The organism is Ralstonia sp. 110700041-2 (assembly GCF_056280165.1).
The window spans coordinates 1-20,946 of sequence record NZ_JBSFAI010000007.1; the positions used below are offsets into that span (position 1 = coordinate 1).

At 62.2% G+C, this 20,946-nt stretch carries 23 protein-coding genes; 1 reads left to right on the plus strand and 22 read right to left on the minus strand.

Annotation, left to right across the window (positions count from 1 at the left end; translation table 11 throughout):
• Positions 1-65 precede the first annotated feature (65 nt).
• The 5 genes from ACUXH0_RS11685 to ACUXH0_RS11705 form a co-directional block, all read right to left on the minus strand.
• Positions 66-1,358: a hypothetical protein gene (locus tag ACUXH0_RS11685; protein WP_182594114.1), complete on the minus strand. Its 1,293-nt coding sequence runs from the start codon at positions 1,356-1,358 to the stop codon at positions 66-68.
• Between the two features lie 309 nt (positions 1,359-1,667).
• Entirely contained in the window at positions 1,668-2,570 is a 903-nt protein-coding gene (locus ACUXH0_RS11690) for a plasmid partitioning protein RepB C-terminal domain-containing protein (RefSeq protein WP_182594113.1), read from the minus strand.
• Positions 2,567-3,436, minus strand: coding sequence for a plasmid partitioning protein RepB C-terminal domain-containing protein (locus tag ACUXH0_RS11695; RefSeq protein ID WP_220485437.1), 870 nt, complete (start codon positions 3,434-3,436; stop codon positions 2,567-2,569). The genes ACUXH0_RS11690 and ACUXH0_RS11695 overlap by 4 nt, the downstream gene beginning before the upstream one ends.
• A gap of 29 nt (positions 3,437-3,465) precedes the next feature.
• A complete protein-coding gene (locus ACUXH0_RS11700; protein ID WP_182594111.1) occupies positions 3,466-5,031 on the minus strand; it encodes a recombinase family protein in 1,566 nt (521 codons plus the stop codon).
• 165 nt (positions 5,032-5,196) lie between these two features.
• Positions 5,197-5,640, minus strand: coding sequence for a hypothetical protein (locus tag ACUXH0_RS11705; protein WP_182594110.1), 444 nt, complete (start codon positions 5,638-5,640; stop codon positions 5,197-5,199).
• 369 nt (positions 5,641-6,009) lie between these two features.
• Between ACUXH0_RS11705 and ACUXH0_RS11710 the strand changes: the two genes are divergently transcribed.
• Entirely contained in the window at positions 6,010-6,768 is a 759-nt protein-coding gene (locus ACUXH0_RS11710) for an ATP-binding protein (protein ID WP_259393695.1), read from the plus strand.
• A 437-nt stretch (positions 6,769-7,205) separates the two neighbouring features.
• Here the strand turns inward: ACUXH0_RS11710 and ACUXH0_RS11715 are convergent, their stop codons facing one another.
• The 17 genes from ACUXH0_RS11715 to ACUXH0_RS11795 form a co-directional block, all read right to left on the minus strand.
• A complete protein-coding gene (locus tag ACUXH0_RS11715; RefSeq protein ID WP_182594108.1) occupies positions 7,206-8,108 on the minus strand; it encodes a SphA family protein in 903 nt (300 codons plus the stop codon).
• Positions 8,109-8,177: 69 nt separating this feature from the next.
• The gene (locus ACUXH0_RS11720; RefSeq protein WP_182594107.1) at positions 8,178-8,999 is read right to left on the minus strand and encodes an alpha/beta fold hydrolase; all 822 of its coding nucleotides are present in this window, start codon (positions 8,997-8,999) and stop codon (positions 8,178-8,180) included.
• 45 nt (positions 9,000-9,044) lie between these two features.
• Positions 9,045-9,236, minus strand: coding sequence for a 2-hydroxymuconate tautomerase (locus ACUXH0_RS11725; RefSeq protein ID WP_182594106.1), 192 nt, complete (start codon positions 9,234-9,236; stop codon positions 9,045-9,047).
• 13 nt (positions 9,237-9,249) lie between these two features.
• Positions 9,250-10,038 (minus strand): 2-oxo-3-hexenedioate decarboxylase, encoded by a 789-nt coding sequence (gene dmpH, locus ACUXH0_RS11730; protein WP_182594105.1) that lies wholly within the window; start codon positions 10,036-10,038, stop codon positions 9,250-9,252.
• Complete coding sequence (dmpG, locus tag ACUXH0_RS11735; protein WP_182594104.1) at positions 10,035-11,081, minus strand: 4-hydroxy-2-oxovalerate aldolase; 1,047 nt, start codon at positions 11,079-11,081, stop codon at positions 10,035-10,037. Before dmpG ends, dmpH begins: the two co-directional genes overlap by 4 nt.
• Before the next feature lie 43 nt (positions 11,082-11,124).
• Positions 11,125-12,048 carry an acetaldehyde dehydrogenase (acetylating) gene (locus tag ACUXH0_RS11740; RefSeq protein WP_182594103.1) on the minus strand — a complete coding sequence of 308 codons (924 nt, stop codon included), beginning with the start codon at positions 12,046-12,048 and terminating at the stop codon, positions 11,125-11,127.
• A 43-nt stretch (positions 12,049-12,091) separates the two neighbouring features.
• Entirely contained in the window at positions 12,092-12,874 is a 783-nt protein-coding gene (dmpE, locus tag ACUXH0_RS11745; protein ID WP_182594102.1) for a 2-oxopent-4-enoate hydratase, read from the minus strand.
• A gap of 34 nt (positions 12,875-12,908) precedes the next feature.
• The gene (locus tag ACUXH0_RS11750; protein WP_182594101.1) at positions 12,909-14,420 is read right to left on the minus strand and encodes a 2-hydroxymuconic semialdehyde dehydrogenase; all 1,512 of its coding nucleotides are present in this window, start codon (positions 14,418-14,420) and stop codon (positions 12,909-12,911) included.
• Positions 14,421-14,504: 84 nt separating this feature from the next.
• Complete coding sequence (locus ACUXH0_RS11755) at positions 14,505-14,954, minus strand: GlcG/HbpS family heme-binding protein (RefSeq protein ID WP_182594100.1); 450 nt, start codon at positions 14,952-14,954, stop codon at positions 14,505-14,507.
• Positions 14,955-14,973: 19 nt separating this feature from the next.
• Positions 14,974-15,918, minus strand: coding sequence for a catechol 2,3-dioxygenase (locus tag ACUXH0_RS11760; protein WP_182594099.1), 945 nt, complete (start codon positions 15,916-15,918; stop codon positions 14,974-14,976).
• A 17-nt stretch (positions 15,919-15,935) separates the two neighbouring features.
• The gene (locus ACUXH0_RS11765; RefSeq protein ID WP_182594098.1) at positions 15,936-16,292 is read right to left on the minus strand and encodes a 2Fe-2S iron-sulfur cluster-binding protein; all 357 of its coding nucleotides are present in this window, start codon (positions 16,290-16,292) and stop codon (positions 15,936-15,938) included.
• A gap of 1 nt (position 16,293) precedes the next feature.
• Positions 16,294-17,358 carry an NADH:ubiquinone reductase (Na(+)-transporting) subunit F gene (locus ACUXH0_RS11770; protein ID WP_182594097.1) on the minus strand — a complete coding sequence of 355 codons (1,065 nt, stop codon included), beginning with the start codon at positions 17,356-17,358 and terminating at the stop codon, positions 16,294-16,296.
• Positions 17,359-17,424: 66 nt separating this feature from the next.
• On the minus strand, positions 17,425-17,781 hold the full coding sequence (locus tag ACUXH0_RS11775; protein WP_182594096.1) for a phenol hydroxylase subunit P4: 357 nt from the start codon (positions 17,779-17,781) through the stop codon (positions 17,425-17,427).
• 13 nt (positions 17,782-17,794) lie between these two features.
• On the minus strand, positions 17,795-19,345 hold the full coding sequence (locus tag ACUXH0_RS11780; RefSeq protein WP_182594095.1) for an aromatic/alkene/methane monooxygenase hydroxylase/oxygenase subunit alpha: 1,551 nt from the start codon (positions 19,343-19,345) through the stop codon (positions 17,795-17,797).
• A gap of 38 nt (positions 19,346-19,383) precedes the next feature.
• Positions 19,384-19,653 (minus strand): MmoB/DmpM family protein, encoded by a 270-nt coding sequence (locus tag ACUXH0_RS11785; protein ID WP_182594094.1) that lies wholly within the window; start codon positions 19,651-19,653, stop codon positions 19,384-19,386.
• A gap of 36 nt (positions 19,654-19,689) precedes the next feature.
• The gene (locus ACUXH0_RS11790; RefSeq protein ID WP_182594119.1) at positions 19,690-20,685 is read right to left on the minus strand and encodes an aromatic/alkene monooxygenase hydroxylase subunit beta; all 996 of its coding nucleotides are present in this window, start codon (positions 20,683-20,685) and stop codon (positions 19,690-19,692) included.
• A 16-nt stretch (positions 20,686-20,701) separates the two neighbouring features.
• On the minus strand, positions 20,702-20,932 hold the full coding sequence (locus ACUXH0_RS11795; protein WP_182594093.1) for a phenol hydroxylase subunit: 231 nt from the start codon (positions 20,930-20,932) through the stop codon (positions 20,702-20,704).
• Between the last annotated feature and the right edge of the window lie 14 nt (positions 20,933-20,946).

The following is a 20,946-nucleotide window of genomic DNA, read 5'->3' on the forward strand; positions in this document are numbered from 1 at the left end:
TAATCTGTTCTTCGGTGAATCGCTTCTTCATGACCGTTCCTCTCTTGGGAACGGACTCTACATCGTCAACGTACTAATCGCGGGGAGCAGGTCACTCGTAGCCAAGGGACCATCCACGGAAGGGTTTCCGTGAGCCCACGATTTTCGAGTCGGGCGCGATAGGTCTCAATGCTCGAAATGCTGAGCTCGCTGGACTTTCTCGCCGCCAACCCATCCAGCAGGAGTTCTGCAAATCCATCAGGGATGGCGTGTTGAGGAGCAAAGGCATCTGGGCGTTCAAACTGGAGCGCGGCGAGTCCGCCAAAGGTCCGACTCTCCTCAATAGCTTCATCGGCAGTGAGGCGACCGCTTGCCACGGCCTGGCTCATCAGGTCCTGCCGTGCAACCAGCTTTTCCCAATAGTCGGCGACAACCTCGAACCAGACCCTATCCCACTCGCTTGGTGGAAGCTGCTCGCAAGTGATGAGCTGATGGACGAACTCGCGAACTCGTCGAGTATCGCTAACAACGCACTCGGCGACCAAGCGATGGCGGCTGCAGAACTCCTCCAGCGTCTCAGTCCCGAAGTGCTTCGTAACGAGCGTCGAGACGTAAGTCGCGGCCCGCGACAGAAATAGCGCGGTCCGGATACTTACTTTCTGCTGTTCGGGAAGCGCCGGCAATCCTTGCTTGGCTCGAAATCTGTCGAGCGCTTCGAACGACTCGTCGAAGTTCCTGAGTAGTGAGGACCAGGAGGGAAGGTTGCGGCCCGCGAGCCAGTTTTTTGCACTTTCGAGGTTCTTACCGAGAAGCGCCAAGTCCGCGTCGTCCGGGCAATGGAACCGTTGGATTGAGGTTCCGGCGAGCTCGTACGCCCAGCGCATTACGCGTTCGAGAGGCCACTTCCAATCATCACCGTCTTGTTTGGGTAAGTACCAGAAAGGGTCTGCTGGCACCTGAAGGTCGTCGGCCGCGACGTTATATCGTTGGAGATGCTTGGCGAGCGAAATCGCCAACCTTGGGGCGGCGGTCTCCAGCAGAAACCATTTGGCAGTCTCCGACTTTGTGAGATAGGTGCCTTCGGTTCTCAGGGCGTACCGATAAGTATCGAACAGGTCGAAAAAGACATCGCCGAACGCCCAGAACTCGCGCGCTGGCAACACACCCGCGACGAGATAGCTAAACGTCACGAGAAGCTTACCGAGGTTCGGGTCGAGTTGACCGACCTCTTTGGCCAGGCGCCTCAGCGCCGTCTGGGTCGATTTTTTTCTCGCATCGTCAAAGCTCTCGTCTTTCTCATACTTCCTGGGCAGAACCCCGCAAGCATCGAAGACGAACTGCAGTACTTCACCTTGAGTGGGGAAGCCAACAACCTTCATGATATGAGCCCGTGTCAGAAAGCAGGGGCCCCGCGGAAGCGGGGCGCTTGGAGATTACTTGCCCGTCTGGTTCGGATTCAACTGTTTTCCTCGGTTCCCATGCACCTTGGCATTTGTGGAATTCGTACCGCTCGTTCCCTTGTTCTTGTTAAGTGAGTCCGCGCGGTGGTTGGCTTGCTGGTTTGCCTGGCTTTTCATGTCGAGCTTCCGAGTGGTGAAAGGAGTTGTCATGCTAGGAAGTCGCTCGGACGAGGGCCAGGTGAATATTGGCGACGAAGTTTTTCATGCACGTGGTACTTCTGCACAGGGCTAGAGGACCACACTGGATTGCTGCTGGTCGAGAGAAATAGTTGCGATGATGGATTCGAACTCCACCATCAAATCCGGATGGCGCTGGGCAACATACAGCCGCGCTGATTCGTTCTCAAGGAGCTTGGCGAGATACCCTTTCGCAAGCACCAGATTCAATACGTCTTGACCGTAAGTCTGTTCTACCAGCTTGTACTGCCCCTGCAGATTGCTCATTTCCTGCTCCATCTTCGCCATCTGCTCCGGGCTGACTCCGGTCAGTTTCCGCGGCTTTTTTCCCTCCACAAGACGCGCCGCCGGCGTGGCCACCAACAACGCCTCGGCATAGGACACTGACACGTTGTTCGCGGCCACCATCAGCTCCACGCATTCGACCTGGCGCGTGGGCTTCATTTTGCGAAGGGCGCGAACCAGCTCCGGTGAGAACTGACGGTCTCCGAGCAGTTCGGCGGCTTCTGGGCAAATGCCGTCCAGTAGCGACATTCTTTTTATAATCTGAGAGACGTCGACGGAAAGCGCTTTCGCCAATCGCTCGGGCGAGACGCCTCGGTCAATGACGCGCCGTATCATGTAGTGCTCCTGAATGGTCGAGAGCCGATTGACACGGTTGTTATACGTGTAGCTCTCGTCATCGGTCGCCACAAGGCAGGCCACCTGCTCATATCCCAGGTCCTGAATAGCAAGTAAGCGCAGATGCCCATCCAGCAGGACATGCTGCCCGGAAGACTGGTCTGCAGGCGTGACAGAGAGTGGTTCGATGAGGCCCACCTCCGCAATGGAGGTTCTTATCTGCTGAAACTTGCGCGATTCCAGTACAGGCGCCGGAATTCTGCGTGACGGCAGGATGCTGGCAACGGGCACGGACAACGGCTCGGGGATGAACCCGAGAGTTATGCCAGTCATGTGCCACTTCCGATGGGCCAGACGCGCTCGGCAAGGTACTTCGGCAGGCTAGCCAAGCCCTCGGCACGCAGCAGATTGACGAAGTTCTCATCGGCAAACAGTTGTCGCAAGGCGCCGACCACAAATAGCAATCGCTGTTGCGTGAACTCGGCTTTTCTCACCATGGCCTTCTGACGTTCCACCTCGCGCTCATACGTCCGCACGAGACTCGATGTCGTGACCGCTGCGGACTTGTGCGTCATATTGTGGGTCGCGCTTCGCCCGAGTGTTTTTCGGCGCTCGATGACACGGCGAGCGTTCATCAGTTGCTTGCCCCGTAATTTTCCCGACTCATAGGCCTCCTGGAGTGCCGCCTGGATTTCAGCGTCGTCGTTGCCGGCCCCGACAATCGTGAGGGCCGCGTTCAAGGGGACGAGGCCCTTCTCCACCGCCACCACGAGTCTCTCTTCTCCCTGGCGCAGCAGGGTGAGGATGCCTTGGACGTAAGTGGGTGTAAGGCCTGTCTTCTCGGCAATGACCTTCGGCGCGTATCCCTGGTCCTGCAATTGCCGAATGCCAGCCAGCCGTTCGAGCGGGCGGCACTGTCGGCGCGCGATGTTTTCCGTCAAGCTCATGACGAACGCGTCCTCATCGCTCACGCTGACGACGAGCGCCGGAATGGTTTCTTCCCCCAGGGAGCGGAACGCCTTCAACCGTCCCTCACCGCACACCAGCAGGTATTTCTCGATGCCGCCTGCTGTCGCTCGCGGCGTGACCACGATAGGCTTCTTGAGGCCGATGGTCTTGATGTTGTCGACGATTTCTTTGAAAACCCGACCATTGCGTTCACGCGGATTGATGACCTCAATCTGAGCGACGGGGACCATGCGGATTTCTCCGACCTGCTGCCGCGCGTTCACGCTACTCTCCTGAGACGGGCACGCGCGGCCATCCCATACAAGTAGTCCAGCGTATCGAAGCGATAGCTCTCAAACTCGATTGGATTTTGGTCGGCGAGGTGAATGCGCGGTTGTCCAAAATCCAAACGTGGCAGCAGGTAGTAATCCAATGCCGACGCATTCGTGTGGTCGAGCCGCACCGCCACCGTGATGTCCGGCAGGAGGCTTGTGTCGAAGCGGACTTTCCAATGATTTCGGCCATTTTCATGCGCCTGGCAACGCGAGAGCACGATGCAGGCCGTGAACTCATCATTGACCGTCAGCAGGTCGGTCGCCGGGTCGCGTATGACCGCGCCGCCCAAATCCGCGATTTTCCGCTCCGTCTGCGCAATGATTTCCGGATGCAGCTGCCGCAGGAAACGGTTGGTTTCAATGTATCGATAGTCTCGACCAGGGGTAAAACCGACCGTCTGGTAGGCGCGAATCAAACTGCCAAAGCGGTACACATAGACGGATGTGGAAGGCATGCCATCCGTTTCATCAATCACGACGCCGGACAAAAACCCGCGGCTCCGGTACAGGTTACGCAGTCGTTCGATGAGCTCCTCATTTGAGTAGCGACGCGCTCTCGCCCGCATAATCCCTTGCGCCGTGTAGAACGTTTCGCTCGGCACAATGCCCTGAAATGCGCCTTCCTTTCGAATCCACATATCAGGTGTGTTGGTCACTCGTAGCTTTTTCAGTTTGAACGACACCCGGTTGTAGACGTTGTTGCCGATGTATTTCTCGTTCGTTAATACCTCTCGCACGGTAGCTCGCGTCCACTCCCGGTTCAGGTCCGTCCGCACACGCATGCCATTCAGGCGCGCTGCGATTTCATGTTCGTCGAGCGACTCATTGATAAACCAGTCATAGATTAGGTTGACGATTCGCACCTCGCTGTCCGGACCCGGCATCAGGATGACTCGGTCGGTTTGAAGGCTTTTGCGTTCGCCACGGCACAGCTCTGCCTTCATGAGGCCGTGCTCGTCGACCAAAACGCGGCGCAGCCCGTAGCCGGCAGGTCCTCCTTGCCGGAAGCCCATCTCAATCAAGCGGCACTGGCCGGCAAATACCTTCGCGGACAGCTCTCGGCTGTATTCGCCGGCCATCGCCCGCTTTACCCCTTTCACGATGGTCGAAACTGGGGAGCCATCGTTCTCGAACTGCTCGGCGCAGTACGCCACCTGGATGCCAGCGCGGCGGCAAATGTACTCGTAATACGCGCTTTCATCGGCATCCTGGAAACGCCCCCATCGACTCACGTCATAGACCAGGATGACCGAGAAATCAGCCTTGCCATTGGCCACATCGGCGATGAGATTCTGAAGCGCCTGGCGCCCATCGATGCGGAGCCCGCTTTTGCCCTCGTCCGCATACGTGCGGACGATTTCAAATCCGCGGCGGGCTGCGTAGTCGCGAATTTTGTCGCGCTGGTTCTCGGTCGAATACTGCTGGTGCTCAGTCGACATGCGGACATACTCCGCCGCCCGTCCTCCAGAGGAGCCGGCTCCAACTGCTGCAGCAGCGGTATTGGATGACATTTTTCACTCCGCAACTCAGGCATAGGCCGCGGCAGGCACCGAGGGCGTGGGGCCTCATGCTCACGCGCCACGATTTCACATCAGGCGGTGGCGTTCGAAAACGAACTTTGGTGAGGCCAGCGTAGCAGGCACGGCGCCAATGAGAATCACGTCATCTCTTTGCAATCACGGCGGTGGCCCTGTCGGCGCAGACAGCACGGCGATGTGGACGGTCCACGCGTCCATCTTTGCAACGCCGCCTTCATCCGCATGAGACAGCACGTAGAAGCCTGAACCCAGTGGCCAACGGCGCCCGATGACGTCCATCTTTGCAATTGGTCTGCAACTCCGCCGCGCATTGCGCATCCGCTGCATGCTGCGGTTGCGCTCTCGGTACGCGGGATGTGCAGCTCGATACTCGCGCCAATAGCGTGAGTGGCTGGCACGCCATTTCGCCTGTGCCCGGGCTTGGTTGTCGCGGTAGTCCTGGTCGATGCGGAGCCGGTGGTTCTGCCAGTCGCGCCGGCGCGCGCGCTGGCAAGCCTTCGACGAGCAGTAACGCTGGTGGGGAACATGCGGCAACGGGAGGAACGCGTTGCCACAGGCGAGACATAGGCGGGTCGATTTCATGAACACCCTCCAGGCCGGGTTGTGATGGGCGGACGGGTGGGGCTCGACCGGCCACGGAAATCACTGGCCAGAGACGGGGTAGAGATGGGGGAGACAACTCGGTAGCTGCCTCGCCAAATGACCATCGCAATTTGCTAGACGCGATGGTGGGCCAGTCGCGAAAACTTAGACATTTCGGGACCGCCGGCGTGCATCGAAGGAGGGTTCGCTCACGAGTGCAATTTGCTAAAATTGCCTTGTTTCAAGCGCAATTCTTGCGGCGGCCAATACAAACCTTGGCGACAGCTGCTGATGGGATGGCTCCATTCCATCGCGCGCTCCCGCGCGCATCGAAGCTGGTCGGGGAAGGAAGTTCTCGGGTTAGCCGACTTGAAAGAAGCCCTTTGGCGACGCTTCGCTCCTGCGCGGAGTACCGATTCGGCAGAGGTTCTGCTCAGCAAGCTCGCCATGGCGGCGCGCGATGAACAGGATGTGTGGCGTCCGACTGTAGCGGGTCTGCTGATGGCTAGCGAGGATGTACAACGGTTTCTACCGGGAGCATTCATTCAGGCAGTTGCCTATCGAGGGGTAGATGCTCTGCCCGTGGATGAGGCACCGTATCAGCGTGACGCACAGGACATTACCGGACCGTTGGATCGGCAGATCCTCGATGCCTGTGCATTCGTGCGCAAGAACATGAAGGTCGCTGCCTACAAACGTGCCGAGGGAGGGCGCGAGGACGTTCCCCAATTCGACATGCTGGCTGTGTTCGAGGCGATTACCAATGCAGTAGCCCATCGCGATTACTCGATGGCGGGGGCCAAAGTGCGGCTGCGCCTATTCGACGACCGGCTGGAGCTCTATTCGCCTGGCATGCTGCCCAACACCATGACAACCGAAAGCCTGCCATTTCGCCAAGCGGCACGCAATGAGGCTCTTACGAGTCTACTTGCTCGCTGCGCGGTAGGCGATGACTCGCTCGCCGGCCACCGTCAGCACATCATGGACAAACGGGGCGAAGGTGTATCGATCATTCTTGAGGCCAGCGAACAGCTGGCAGGGCGCCGTCCCCAATATACCCTCAATGATGACAGTGAACTGGTACTAACCATCTACGGGGCGCGTACAGAGCCAGAAGCGATGGGCTAAGTTGGTGCGAAGTTGGCCTTGACGCCCGGCGCCTGTGCAAGGGCGATGCCGAGCACCGCATGCATCAGATCGACCGGATCAGTGGGCGGCGTTGACCGGCTGTCGCGCGCGGCAATGCGGCCTGTTGCCTTGCCCCGGCGATCTGCGGGCTTTCGGCTGACTGTATGACAACGCGCTACGCGCCTTGGCCTATGGCACTTGCTGCCGGTGACCCTCACCCGGCACGCGCTGCTGGCGTTCACTCTGAAACTCTGCAGCCTGGCTTTCGCGTCACCAGCGACAGCTAAAACGTCGTTGCTCTACCAGCCCAGCGTTGCAATCAAGTCATACGGCAGCTCACGAATCCGGACTCCGCCCACGTCGACGAGCGATGTTCTCCGCCGCGGGCGACAAGAAGCATGGCACGAAACCATGCCATGCTTGCCCTGATTCCGCTGTTAGAAAGGTATGACCGCCTTCGCCCACAAGGCCGCCCCGGCCGGGCGGTTACGCACGAAGAACTCCTTCACGACGCGTGCTTCCAGGCTGAACTTGCTGAACTGGTAGCGGAAGCCCGGACCGATCGCGAAGGTCTGCCCGCGGAACCCGTCACCGGCGACAGACTGACCGTTGAGGGTGTCGTCCGTCGTCTGCTTGACGAAGTAGCCGGAAATCCCGGCGCGTGCCGCCGGTGTGAGCGCATAGCTTGCGGAATAGTCGATGTGGAACAGGTTGCCCGAGTGGTAGTTGGTATCCCTGTTTGGTGAGTTGAAGCTGTACGTGATCTTCGCTGACATTTCGACTTTGTCGTTCGGCATCCACGACACGGCGAAAATGGGCCGCGCCGTGTAGTAGTTCTTGCCGGTGTTCAGCACTGCACGCATGTCGTACTGCCCGGTCGGAAATACGAACTCCATCGCTGCAACGGTCCGCAGCGGGCCCGCACCCCACGCAATCAGCCCCGGGCTGACAATCAGATCACCGAGATTGGTCCGGTTGAACGAAAAACCACCCGCGTCGAGCGCCAGACTCTCCATCGGCAGTACCGCATAGGCACCGTAGCGCCCGCCCAGCAGAGACCAATCCGACATCCAGACAACGCGCGGAATCACCACATCCGCATCGAGCTTGAAGCCCGGCACCGCGCTGTTGCCGTGCGAGTCGTTGAACTGCGACGCATGATAGTGCGTGTAGTACAGCAGGCCATAAACGCCGGCCGGCGGCAGCGCGCCAGCGAAGAACGCCTCGGCGCCCTCACCGATCGTGTCGCTTCCGCCTTCGGTCGCAAGTGCGCCCGAGCTCAATGCAAGCCCCGCGCACGCCGCGAGCGAAATCAGACCTGCAGTTGCTTTCCGCTTCATTCTTTGTCTCCACCTGTTATTTGATTTAGTTGAATCGTGCTGCTGATGCTCTTTAGCCCTCCCGGAGCATCACTCCTGGAAGTGGTCGATCACGAGCCGGTTGAAACGCGCCGCATGCTCGATCTGCGTCCAGTGCCCGCATTGGCCGAACACGTGCAGTTGCACACGCGGCAGCAGTTCGGCCAGCCTCAGCGAACTCGACAGCGGGATTACCTGGTCTTCGCGCCCGTGGACGATCAGCGTCTCGTGCGTCAGCGCGCGAATCTGTTCTTCGTCGCTGGCGAGCGCATCGACCCAGCGTTGGCGCGGCGCCGGAAACATCGCTGCGTACGATTCCTGATAGCCGGGCTTCACGCTCGCCTCGTAGCGCAGCTTCGCCAGTTCGTCGTTCACGAGCGTGCGATCGTAAGCGAAGATATCGAGCAGCCTGCGCATCGTCTCGATCGAAGGCGTGTAGCCCCACACCGCATCGAGCCCTTCGCTCAGCGTGAAGCGCGTGCCGGCCGGCCCCATCAGTACAATCCGGCCAACGCGCTCCGGCGCGCGGATCGCCAGCGCGAGCGCGAGCGCACCGCCGAACGAATTGCCGACCACGTGCACACGCTGCACGCCCAGCGCGTCGAGCAGCCCGAGCGCGTGCTCGACCCAGTTGTCCATCGAATAGCGATAGCCGTTCGGCCGCTCGGTCAGCCCGAAGCCGACCATGTCCGGCGCGATCACACGGAAGTGTTGTGCAAGCGCCGGCATCGTGAGCCGCCAGTTCGCATAGGCCGTCACGCCCGGGCCGGACCCGTGAATCAAAAGCACGGGCTCGCCTTCGCCGATGTCGTGATAGTTCGTATCGATCCCGTTGGCCACGATGCGGCGGCCAATTTCCGGATTCGTCTGCATGGCAATCCTCAGTCGTTTAATCGTCTTGGGTGTTGCGCATTAGCATTAGCGTCCGCGCTGCTTCGCGCTTTGGCCGCCGATACCGAAATGCGCTTTCGGCATCTCGGTGATAACCACGCGCACCGATTCGATGGGCGCATCGAGCGAACGGTGAATGGCGTCGGTCACCTCGGCGATCAACCGCTCCTTGCGGTCATCGTCGCGGCCTTCCAGGATGTACAGATGAGCGATTGGCATGGTGTCCTCCTTGTCAAACAAAGCGCACGCCGACCGAGCCGATGCCCTGCACGCGCAGCGTCACGTTGTCGCCAGCCTCGACGGCCACCGCCTCGGTGATGCCGCCGGACAGGATCAGGCTGCCCGCCGGAATCGATTCGCCGCGCGCGCCAAGATGGTTCGCGAGCATTGCAACCGCGGCGGCGGGATGGCCGAGCACCGCCGCGCCGGCGCCAAAAGCTACCGGCCGGCCATTCTTCTCAAGCACGATGCCGAGCGTGCGCAAGTCGACGCCGTCCACCGCGAGCGGCTGCCCGCCAGCGACGAAGCGCGCGGCCGAGGTGTTGTCGGCCACCACGCTCTTCAGGTCGAACTTGAAATCGCGGTAGCGGCTGTCGATCACCTCGATGCCGGCGATCACGAAGTCGGTGGCCGCCAGCACCGCGCCGATATGGCAGCCCGGCCCCTTCAGTTCGGTCTTCGTGACGAACGCGATCTCCGGCTCGACTTTCGGGTGAATCAGCTTGGACACATCGCACTCGCCGCCGTCGGGCAACTCGTATGTATCGACGAGAAAGCCGAACACGGGCACGTCGACGTTCATCTGGCGCATCTTTGCGTGCGAGGTCAGCCCAGCCTTGTAGCCGACGATGCGCGCGCCGCGCGACAGCGCACGGCGGCGGATCGCGTCCTGGATCGCGTACGCGTCGTCCCACTCCATGTCTGGATGCGCGTCGGTGATCTTCAGGGTGTCACGCGCTTCCAGCACGCAGCCATCGAGATGCGCAGCCAGCGATTCAACGGTATCGGTCGAGAGCTTCATGCCGCCTCCCGCTTTGCGCTGGCCGCCCGCGCCTTCGCGAGCGTGAGCGCGGTGTCTTCGATCATGTCTTCCTGGCCGCCGACCATCCCGCGCCGCCCCAGCTCGACAAGAATGTCGCGCGACGGTACCCCATACTTCTCGCCCGCGCGCTTTGCGAACAGCAGGAACGACCCGTAAACGCCTGCGTAGCCGAGCGTCAGCGCATCGCGATCGACGCGGATCGGGAAGTCCATCATCGGCACGACGAGATCTTCGGCAACGTCCTGGATCTTCCACAGGTCGACACCGGTTTCGATGCCCATGCGGTCGCACACCGCAACGAAAACTTCGAGCGGCGTGTTCCCCGCGCCCGCGCCCAGGCCAGCCGCTGCGCCGTCGATCCGGTTCGCGCCGGCCTCGACTGCCGCGAGCGAATTCGCGATCCCCATCGCGAGATTGTGGTGGCCATGAAAACCGAGTTCGGTCTCGGGCTTGAGCGCGTCGCGCACCGCACTGATCCTGGCCTTCACGTCGTCGGGCAGCATGTAGCCGGCCGAATCGGTCACATACACGCAGTTCGCGCCGTAGCTTTCCATCAGCTTGGCTTGTGCAACGAGCCCTTCCGGACTGCTCATGTGGCTCATCATCAGAAAGCCGACGGTATCCATGTCGAGCTTGCGCGCGAGCGTGATGTGCTGCTCCGACACATCGGCCTCGGTGCAGTGCGTCGCCACGCGAATCGTATGCACGCCAAGCGCGTGCGCGCGCCGCAGATGGTCGACCGTGCCGATACCCGGCAGCAGCAGCGCGGACACCTTCGCGCGTTTGAGCAGCGGGATCACCGCGCCGAGATATTCCTCGTCTGTGTGGGCGGGAAAGCCGTAATTGACTGATGATCCGCCCAGCCCGTCGCCATGCGTGACTTCGATCAGCGGCACACCGGCCGCATCGAGCCCGCTCGCGATTGAGCGCATTTGATCCAGCGTCATCTGATGACGCTTCGGGTGCATACCATCACGCAGCGTCATGTCGTGGACGGTGATGTGCTTGCCTTTGAGATTCATTGCGATTCCTCGTTCGTCCGATCGTTGAGATGAAGCGGGCGCGTCATGCGGCTGCGCTGGCGGCGGGTTCCAACGCAATGCGGCCCGCCAGCAGTTCCTCGGCAAACATCTCGGCGGTGCGCGCGGCGGCGGCCGTCATGATGTCCAGGTTGCCCGCGTATTTCGGCAGGTAGTCGCCGAGCCCTTCGACCTCCAGATAGACCGACACGCGCTTGCCGTCGAACACCGGCCCGTTCACGAGCTTGTAGCCGGGCACGTAGCGCTGCACGTCGGCAATCATTGCGTTCACCGATTCGATGATTCGCGCCGCATCGGGCTCGCCTTCGGTCAGGCAGTGCACGGTGTCGCGCATGATCAGCGGCGGCTCCGCCGGGTTGATCACGATGATTGCCTTGCCTTCTTTGGCGCCGCCAACCTTTGACACCGCCGCGGCAGTCGTGCGCGTGAATTCGTCGATGTTCTTGCGCGTGCCGGGGCCGACCGACTTGGACGACACCGTCGCGACGATCTCGCCATACGCAACCGGCTGCACGCGCGAGATCGCGTAGACCATCGGGATCGTCGCCTGCCCGCCGCACGTGACCATGTTCACGTTCATCTCGCGCTGGCCGATGTGTTCCTTCAGATTCACGGGCGGCACACAGTACGGCCCGATCGCGGCTGGCGTCAGGTCAATCATCATCACGCCGAGCGCGTTCAGCTTGCGGCTGTTTTCCGCGTGCACGTAAGCGCTCGTCGCGTCGAACGCGATCTGCACGTTGTCGGCCAGCACGTGCGGCAGCAGGCCGTCGACGCCGTCCGAGGTCGTCTTCAGGCCGAGTTCGCGGGCGCGCTTCAGGCCGTCGGATTCCGGGTCGATGCCGACCATCCAGACCGGCTCGAGCACGGGGCTGCGCATCAGCTTTGCAAGCAGATCCGTGCCGATGTTGCCGGGCCCGATCAGCGCGCAACGGATTTTTTGAGTCATGGGGAGTTCTCCTGAATATCAATGAACGCAGAGGCGGAGCCGGCTAGGCGAACCGCACCGAGCACGCGCCGATCCCGCCGATCGACACGCGGAAGTTGTCGCCTGTGCGCACCGGCGCCATCGCGGCCAGCGCGCCAGACAGAATCACCTCGCCCGCCTTGAGCGGAATACCGAGGCGGCCGAGCGTGTTCGCCAGCCAGGCGACCGCGTTCACCGGCGAGCCGAGCGCCGCCGCGCCCGCGCCGGTGCCGATCACTTCGCCGTTCTTTTCGAGCACCATCCCGCAGGTCGATAAGTCGACGCTGCGCGTGCTCACGGCCTGGTCGCCCAGCACGAACACGCCGCACGAAGCGTTATCCGCAACGGTGTCGCCGATCCGGATCTTCCAGTCGCGAATGCGCGAATCGACGATCTCAAAGCAAGGCATCACGCATTCGGTCGCGGCCAGCACCATCGCGTTCGTCACGCCGGGGCCGATCAGATCGCGCTTGAGCACGAACGCGATCTCGCCTTCGGCCTTCGGCTGGATCAGCGTGTCGAGCGGAATGCATTCGCCTTCGCCGTACACCATCCCCGACAGCAGGTAGCCAAAATCGGGTTGATAAACGCCGAGCATGTCCATCACGGCTTTCGAGGTGACGCCGATCTTCTTGCCGATCACGGTTTCGCCGGCGTCCAGACGGCGCTGCACGAAGCGCTGCTGGATACGATAAGCGTCGTCCACAGACAGGTCTTCGTGCTGCGACGTCAGGGGTGCAATCGGCGTGCGCAAGGTCATGGCGTCATACAGCGCGTCGCCCAGCGTGGTAATCAATGTGGAATCCATAGGAGCCATCCGGCCAGTAACAGGTGGAGGTGGATCAGAGCTTGATGCAGACGTTGCGGAGTTCGGTGTAGAACTCGAGCGAATGCACGCCGCCTTCGCGGCCGATGCCCGATTGCTTCGCGCCGCCGAACGCCGTGCGCAGGTCGCGCAGGAACCAGGAGTTGACCCAGGCGATCCCGACGTCGATCGACGCGGCAACGCGATGCGCGCGCGAAAGATTGGTTGTCCAGATCGCGGTCGATAGCCCGTACACGTTCGCGTTTGCGCGGTTGACAACCTCCGCTTCGGAATCGAACGGCATCACCAGCGTGCACGGCCCGAAGATTTCCTCGCGGGCGATCGGCGAATCGTCGCCAAGGCCCGTCCAGATCGTCGGTTCCACCCAGGCGCCGTCGCGCAGCTCGCCCGGCATGTCGGGCACGCCGCCGCCGGTGACAACTGTCGCGCCAAGCTCGGCCGCCTTGCGGTAGTACGACAGCACCTTGTCGCGGTGCTCCTGGCTGATCAGCGGCCCGATGCCGGTCGTCTCGGCTTCGGGGCGGCCGGGCTGCAGCCGTTCGGCACCCGCCTTCAGCGCGGCGACGAAACGCTCGAACAGCGGGCGCTCCACATACACACGCTCGGTGCCGAGGCACACTTGCCCCGCGTTTGCGAAGCACGAGCGCAGCGTGCCCTCAACGGCGGCATCGAAATCGCAATCGGCAAAGACGATGGCGGCGTTCTTGCCGCCCATTTCCAGGCTGACCGGGCGCGCGCCTTCCGCTGCAGCCTTCATGATGGCCGCGCCAGTACGCGTTTCGCCCGTGAACGTGATCGCGTTCACGCCGGGGTGGGTGGTCAGGAATTCGCCAGCCGAGTTCGGCCCGAAGCCGTGCACGACGTTGTAGACGCCGCGCGGCACGCCGGCTGCGTTCATCACCTCACCCAGCAGCGCGGCGGTTTGCGGCGTTTCTTCCGACGGCTTGACGACCACCGTGTTGCCGCACGCGAGCGCGGGACCGACCTTCCACGTCATCAGCAGCAGCGGCAGGTTCCACGGGCAGATCACGCCGACAACGCCGACCGGCCGGCGGATCGCGTAGTTGATCGCGCCTGCGCCGTCGGGCGTTGCCATTTCAAAGGTTTCGCCGGGCACGTTTTTCACAACGTCTGCAAACACCTTGAAGTTGGCTGCGCCGCGCGGAATGTCGATGTGGCTGGCGAGGCTGACGGGCTTGCCGGTATCGGCCACTTCCGCCTCGAGAAAATCGTCGAAGCGGCGCTGGATGCCGTCGGCCACCGCGTACAGGATCTCGACGCGCTGCGCGACGGTCAGGCTGCCCCACGGGCCTGACAGTGCGGCGCGTGCCGCCTTCACGGCCGCGTCAACGTCGGCGCGCCCCGCTTCGGCAACGCGTGCGATCAGCGCGTTGTCCAGCGGCGATCGCTTGTCGAACCAGCGCTCGCCTGCGCGGTATTCGCCATCGACAAAGTTGTGGATGCGCCGCACGTTTGGCTGCCCGCCGGCGGGGCCGCGTGTCGCGGCGAGGGTTTCCGTGTTGTCCATGATGATGTGTGCCCGTAATCGTGATTCAGTGATGCTGTCCTGTGAGGAAGGGAGTGCGCGTTGCCGTGCCAGGGCCCGTTCCCGTTACATGGCGGCAAGGCCGGCCGCGTCCAGGCCGGCACGCGCGCAGGTCTCGTCCTGTGACTCGCTGCCACCCGATACGCCGATCCCACCGATCAGGCGGCCGCTCTCGACGATCGGCAGGCCACCGCCAAACGCGACGAAGCGCGCGCGCAGCACAAGCCCCTGCTGCACGGCGGCCGAGTGCGCGGCCAGCGCGTCGTGCCATTCGCCGGTCGGCAAGCCGAAGCTCGCCGCCGTGTAGGCCTTGTCGATGGCGATGTCGATCGAATGCAGCGGTGCACCGGGCATGCGTACGAACGCGGCGAGCAGGCCGGCCGCATCGACCACCGCAACGTTCACGCGCACGCCAAGCTGCTCGGCGGCCTGCGCTGCCGCCTGCGCGGCGCGCAACGCAGCGGGCCAGTCGATCACCCGCGCATCCACGCTCAGGGGGGTGTCATTTCGGGCCATAGCGCTCGCTCCGTCTCAATCAGGTGTAGACGGTGGTGAACGCTTCGTTCAGCTCACCGGAGTGGAAGAAAATCCCGCGGCCGAGTTCTTCCTCGGTCCATGTCGTGACGGGGCGATCCGGCTGCGCGAGGTAGCCCAGGCCCGCGAAGGTCTCGTTGCGGTTGCCGCTCGGATCGAAGAAGTAGATGGTCGTGCCGCGCGTAATGCCATGCCGCGTCGGCGCCACGTCGATCTTCACCTTGTTCTTTGCCATCACGTCGGCCGACTTCAGCACGTCGGCCCAGTCGTCCAGGAAGAACGCAATGTGGTGGAGCCCGTTGCGCGGGCCGCCAACGAAGGCAATATCGTGCGGCGTGGTGCTGCGGAACATCCACGTGGCGGCCTGGATCGTGTTGCCGGGGCCAACCATTACCTGCTCTGCCAGATGAAAGTCCAGGCACTCGGCCATGAAACGCGTGTTCTCTTCGACGCGGTTGATGCCCGCCTCGGGGTTCAACTCGCACATCAGCAGGCAGTGGTCGAGCCAGTGCACGGCCGAGCCCGGAACGTCGTCGGGCCACGGATCAGGATTGAGCGAGCCCACAGCAGTGCCAACCAGCGCCTTCTGCGCGAACAACCGCAGTTCATGCCCGCTCGGCAGATTGAAACGCAACTGGCGGCCAACGTCCGGCAGCGCGCCTTCCGGCAGCATCTCGGTCTTGATCCCATACGCCTCGATGCGCTGCTGCAGCGTGTCGAGATCGGCATCGTGCTCGACCTTGTACGCGGCATGATTGAGCCCCGCCTGATCCGCCGGCGTGAGGATCAGCGAATACTTGTCCCATTCGTCCCAGCACTTCAGGTAGACGTTGCCTGCTGCGTCGCGCATCGTCTCTTGCATGCCGAGTACGCGTATGTAATGACGCAGCGCTGCGTCGATGTCCATCACCTTCAGATTGACATGACCAATACGCATGACACCCATGATGAGTCTCCTCCAGATTAGTTTTTTGAAACCGGCGTTGCCTTGCCGGCCGCACAGCAAAAAAACGGTTTTCTCAAATGCCCTGCCACTTCCAGTTCGACATCGCCGTCGGGCGCAACGCGGCAGGCCAGCGCATAACCATCGCTTTCCTCGTCGGCGCTGATGTGCGCGCGGCTGATGGGCCCGAGCTTGTGCACCGTGCCGTGCAGCACGCGCACCTTGCAGACGCCGCAACCGCCGTTCAGGCAGCCGACCGGAATGCCGCGACGGCCGAGCTTGGCCATGCCGGCCAGCAGCGATTCGCCTGCCGCGCACGCATAGCGCTCGTCGGTCTGCGCAATCGTCACAGTCGCCTTCACGCAGCGCTCGTCCATGTCACACCCGCCGGAACAGCGGGCTGCGCGCCTGCTGCGCATCCGCGGCCGAAATGAACTTCTCGTGATAGATGTCGGGCTCGAACAGGCGCCCCTGCATCAATGCGGTGATGCACGCATCGATCATCGCGGGCGGCCCGCACAGGTACGCCTGGTGGCCCGAGAAATTGCCGTCGAAATGCGCTTTCGCAACGTCGTGCACGAACCCTTGCGCGATGTTGTCGCCCGATTCACCTGCGCCTTCGGACAGCGCCGGCACGTAGGTGAAGTTCGGGTAGCGTTCGGCAAGCGCGCGAAATTCGTCGTGGTAATAGAGCTCTTTCGCATTGCGCTGGCCGTAGACCAGCGTGATCGGCGCGCAGACGCCACTCTCCAGCAGGTCAACGATCATCGAGCGCGGGCTGGACAGGCCGGAGCCGCCGGCCATGAAGATCATCGGCAGCCCCGCCGAGCGGCGCACGAAGAACCGGCCGTACGGACCCGACAGGCGCACGCGGTCGCCCGTTGCCAGTTTCTCGTGCAGATAGCCTGTGCCCTGCCCGCCGGGCACCTGCCGCACGTTGAGTTCGATCTCGCCGGTGGCCGCGACGTCGGCCGGCGCATTGGCGATCGAGAATGCGCGGCTCTGCCCCAGCCCCGGAATCTCAAGCTGCACATACTGGCCGGCCTGGAAATGGATCGGCTGCGACAGCTTCAGACGGATCGCCTTGATGGTCGGCGTGAGCTGCTCGATGCGGGTGACGTCGGCTGCGAAATCCTTCACCGGAATGATCTCGGCATCCGGATCCTCGTCAACGTCGGCCTCGATCACGGTGTCGGCCTGCAGCGTTGCACAGCACGCGAGCGCCTTGCCCTCTTCGCGCTCGAAGTCCATCAGCGCGAACGGGTTGGCATCGCCCAGGTCGGTCTCGCCGCCCAGCACTGCGACCTTGCAGGTTCCGCACAAGCCGTGGCAGCACGCGTGCGGAATGTAGATGCCCTGGCGCAGCGCAGCGTCGAGCATCGTCTGGCCTTCCTCGACCTCGATCGTGACGCCCAGCGGCTCAATGGTAAGTTGGTGGCTCATGATGATGTGCTCGTCGTTCTGGAATGCCTTCCGCTTGCAGGCAGCCGGCACTCGCGCAGGTGACGGTCAGAAACTCGCACCGCCAATGCCATTGAGGCCCGGCGTGCGGAAACTGATCAGATCCTTGTGCCCGAGGCCGTTGTCGGCCAGGCTCTTCGATGCGTCCGGCGTCCACGGCTCGCCAGACCGGAACCACTCCACCCGATCCCAGTCGATTTGCGAGAAATCGGGGTGATCGCCGTAGATCGGCGGCAGCACGTTGCTGGCCAGCGCGCCAAACGGCATGTCGGGCGGCAGCGGCAGGCAGAACGGCGCCGGAAACATCAGGTGCTCTTCCCAGCAGATGTAGAGCAGCGGCGCGGGAAACTTCTCCACCGCATCTTTCACCGGGAAGTCGTAGGACTTGAGCGCAATGACGGCCATGTTCGTCTCCTGGTTAGTTGCTCGTGGTCTGGCCGCGCCATGCCGCGAAATTCTTTTGATCTTCCGAACCTTCGAAATCCATGTTGTCTCGGCCGGGCTCAACTTCGTAGTAGTCGAGCACCGCGGCGAGCGGGTCGAAACCCTCGGCTGTCGGATCGACGCCCGGCTTGAAACAGTTGCCCTGGTAAATCTGGTGCACCGGCAGCCATGCCTGCACGTACTTCTGTGGTTCGTGGTCGAAGATTTCCTTGCAGTGGTCGCTGCAGAAATGGAACTTGTTGCCGAAGTAGTTCGACTCGCGCGCGCCGATTTTTGTCGGGTTGCCGGGCTCGGTGAACAGCATCGGGATCTGGCAGGTCTGACACAGCATCGGCAGCGTCTTTATGTAGAAGCGGTTGCCGGCCTTGGCCTGCTCGCCCCAGTGTTCGAAGCGCGGGCGGTAGTAGCGGTCGAACGTTTCCGGATACTTGGCCGACAGCCATGCGAGCTCGTCTTCCTTCGGCACCCACGTATGGAACGGTGCCGCGGCGTTGAAGCCGTAGAACGTCGACCACGCCTGATGGCTGATGTGGTCCTTGCCTTCGCACGCATCCTTCCAGCCCTTGGGCTCGCGAATCCCATAGCGCGCGAGATCGCGGAACAGCGCACCGCCGTTCTGCTCGGCGTACATCTCCCACGATTCGCGCCAGCTCATCACGCGCTTGGGCTGCATGTAGTCCATCATCATCGCGACGAGCGTCAGCAGCCGGTAGCCGCGCCAGAACCACTTGTCGATCCAGCGCTGCACGATCGGCACGTTGTCCGGATCCTGTTCGAGCAGGAACTTGATGCACTCGATGCCCAGCGTCATGTGGCGCGATTCGTCCGACTGCGCCGAGAAACCGAACGTCACGGTCGACATGTCGCCGTTGTAGGCGGCGCCCGACATGAACGGCACGAACAGCAGGTTGGTCAGCACGTATTCGAACGAGAAGCTCACCGCAGTGAGGAATTCGAACGGGCCGGCCGACTGCGCGTCTTCAAAGAACGACTTCGGCACCGACAGATACCAGACACGATCGAACCAGTGGTTCGAATGGTGGAAGCCGTTGAAGAACTTGTTGTACGTCGACATCGCATGCGTTTCGGTCTGGTAGTGCCGCAGCTCGTCGATCGATTGCATCTGGCATGCAACGCGTGCGCCCTCGCCGGTGAAGTGCCGGCCAACGTGGGCGAACCCGCGGTGTGCAAGGTATTCCAGCGGCGTCACGCCCTGGATGAACAGCTTCAGCGCGTTGATGTAGCGCGCGTCGGTCACGCCGAGGAACGCGTTGTTCTGCGTGAACGCATCGATCACCGCATAGAGCTTCTTTTCTTTCTCGCCCTGGTATTTCCAGTACGCGTCCATCGTCAGGCGGAACGGGTCGACCCACTTGTCCCAGTCGTGGATCTTGATGCCTTCGTAGCGGTCGTACGGGAAGACCTTGTCCATCGGCTGGTAGGTCGTCTCCCAGCCCAGGCCGCGCGTCATCGCCGCGTAGCGGTCTTTCAGGCCGAGCTTTTTCTTGAGCGTTGGGGTGTCCATTCGTGTCTCCGTAATTGTCGGTGCGCGATGCGCGGCGTTCAGTGCGTCCAGCTCAGCGTGAACTGGTCGTCGTCTTCGTCGATATGGCCGGACAGCGTGATCAGGCTGACATGCAGTTGCTGCAGATCGAAGCGCGAGCCGGTCAGCCCCTCAATCGTTTCGCGCCGGATCGTCAGCCGATTGGGTGCGTCGATCTTGACCATGCCGGGCGATTCAACGACCACCGCGCGCGGGTTGTCGGCCACGATTGCCTCGACGATCGGCCGGGAATCCTCATTGGCCTGGAAGGCGATGAATACGTTGGACATGCGAGTGTTCCTTCGATGAAAGATGAACGTCCGTCGTCAGAGTGCAATGCCGAGCTTCGCGATGCGCGCCCGGAACTGCTCGTGCACTTCGTCGAGTGCCGCGCCTGCGGTGTCCTTCAGCGCGCGTTCGGCAATCGGCGCAAGTGCCGCGCTGGCGCGGGCCGACCAGTCCTGCGTCCAGCGCGCGAGCAGGGCACGGTTGTCGTCGGATTCGGCGGCCATCGTCTTCACGACGGCGTCGATCCAGCGGTTTGATTCGGTGTGCCACTCGGGCATGAACGCGGTCAGCATGGCCACTGCAGAGCCACCCGCAAGCGCGATCCGTTCGTCGACAAATCGGTCATAGACCAGCGGATACAGCAGGCCATCGAGCGCGAGGTTCTGCGCGATGAACAGCTCGACCGGGTCCGTAACGACAAGCGTGTCTTCGACATAGCGGCGCAGCGGTTGCCACGCGGCATCCGACATCCACGCCGCCTTCGCCGCGTCGAGCACGTCGGGCTCGGCCATCGCCAGTGCAAGACGCGTCAGGTATTGCGCCACCCCGAGGTTGTCCATCGCATGGAACATGGCCGGGGCGGTGAACGCAGTGCCATAGCCAAGCGCGCAGATCTGCGAGTTGTTCATGTTTGCGCCCCACGCGGCGTGGCGCAGCGGCACCAGCACCTCGAGCGCGTGCTGCGCGACGTTGTCGGGCATCAGCTCGATCATCCGGCGTGACTCGACGAACTCGAAGTTCGATTCCATCGTGTCCTGCTGGCGCGCACGGGTCGTCGTCCATGACGCGTAATAGAACTGGCGCGGATCCTTCAGGGCGTACCAGTTCTCCATCCGGATCGCCGAGCGCGACGCATCGAAGAGCTCGTAGTCCGGATCCCAGGTCGGGCGGTAGTGGAAATTCACTTGGGGCTGCGCGCCCATCATGCCTTCCTGATACCGCGACGCCGTCTTGTCTCCGCCGATGTGCTTCGCGACATGGGCAAAGGTCTGCCGGAGCGGCTTGATGTCGACTGTTTTCAGCTCGATGGTCACTTCTTGCTCCTCAAGTTCATGGGTTCGTTTCGTCATCCAGCCGCGTGACGTGTTGTTCGATGCAGAACAGGTCGAACGCGGCAGAAGGCAATGTCAGCTCGACAAACATCTCCGGCGCGCCGCCGACCGACAACTCAAATTCGACGAAGCCGCGATTGTTCGTGCCGGTCACCCGAACGCATTTGCGGCTCGGGTCGAGTGGTGGTTGATCGGTTGTGGCTGGGTTCATGGTCGAGGTCGCCTCCATGCCTGGACCTCAAT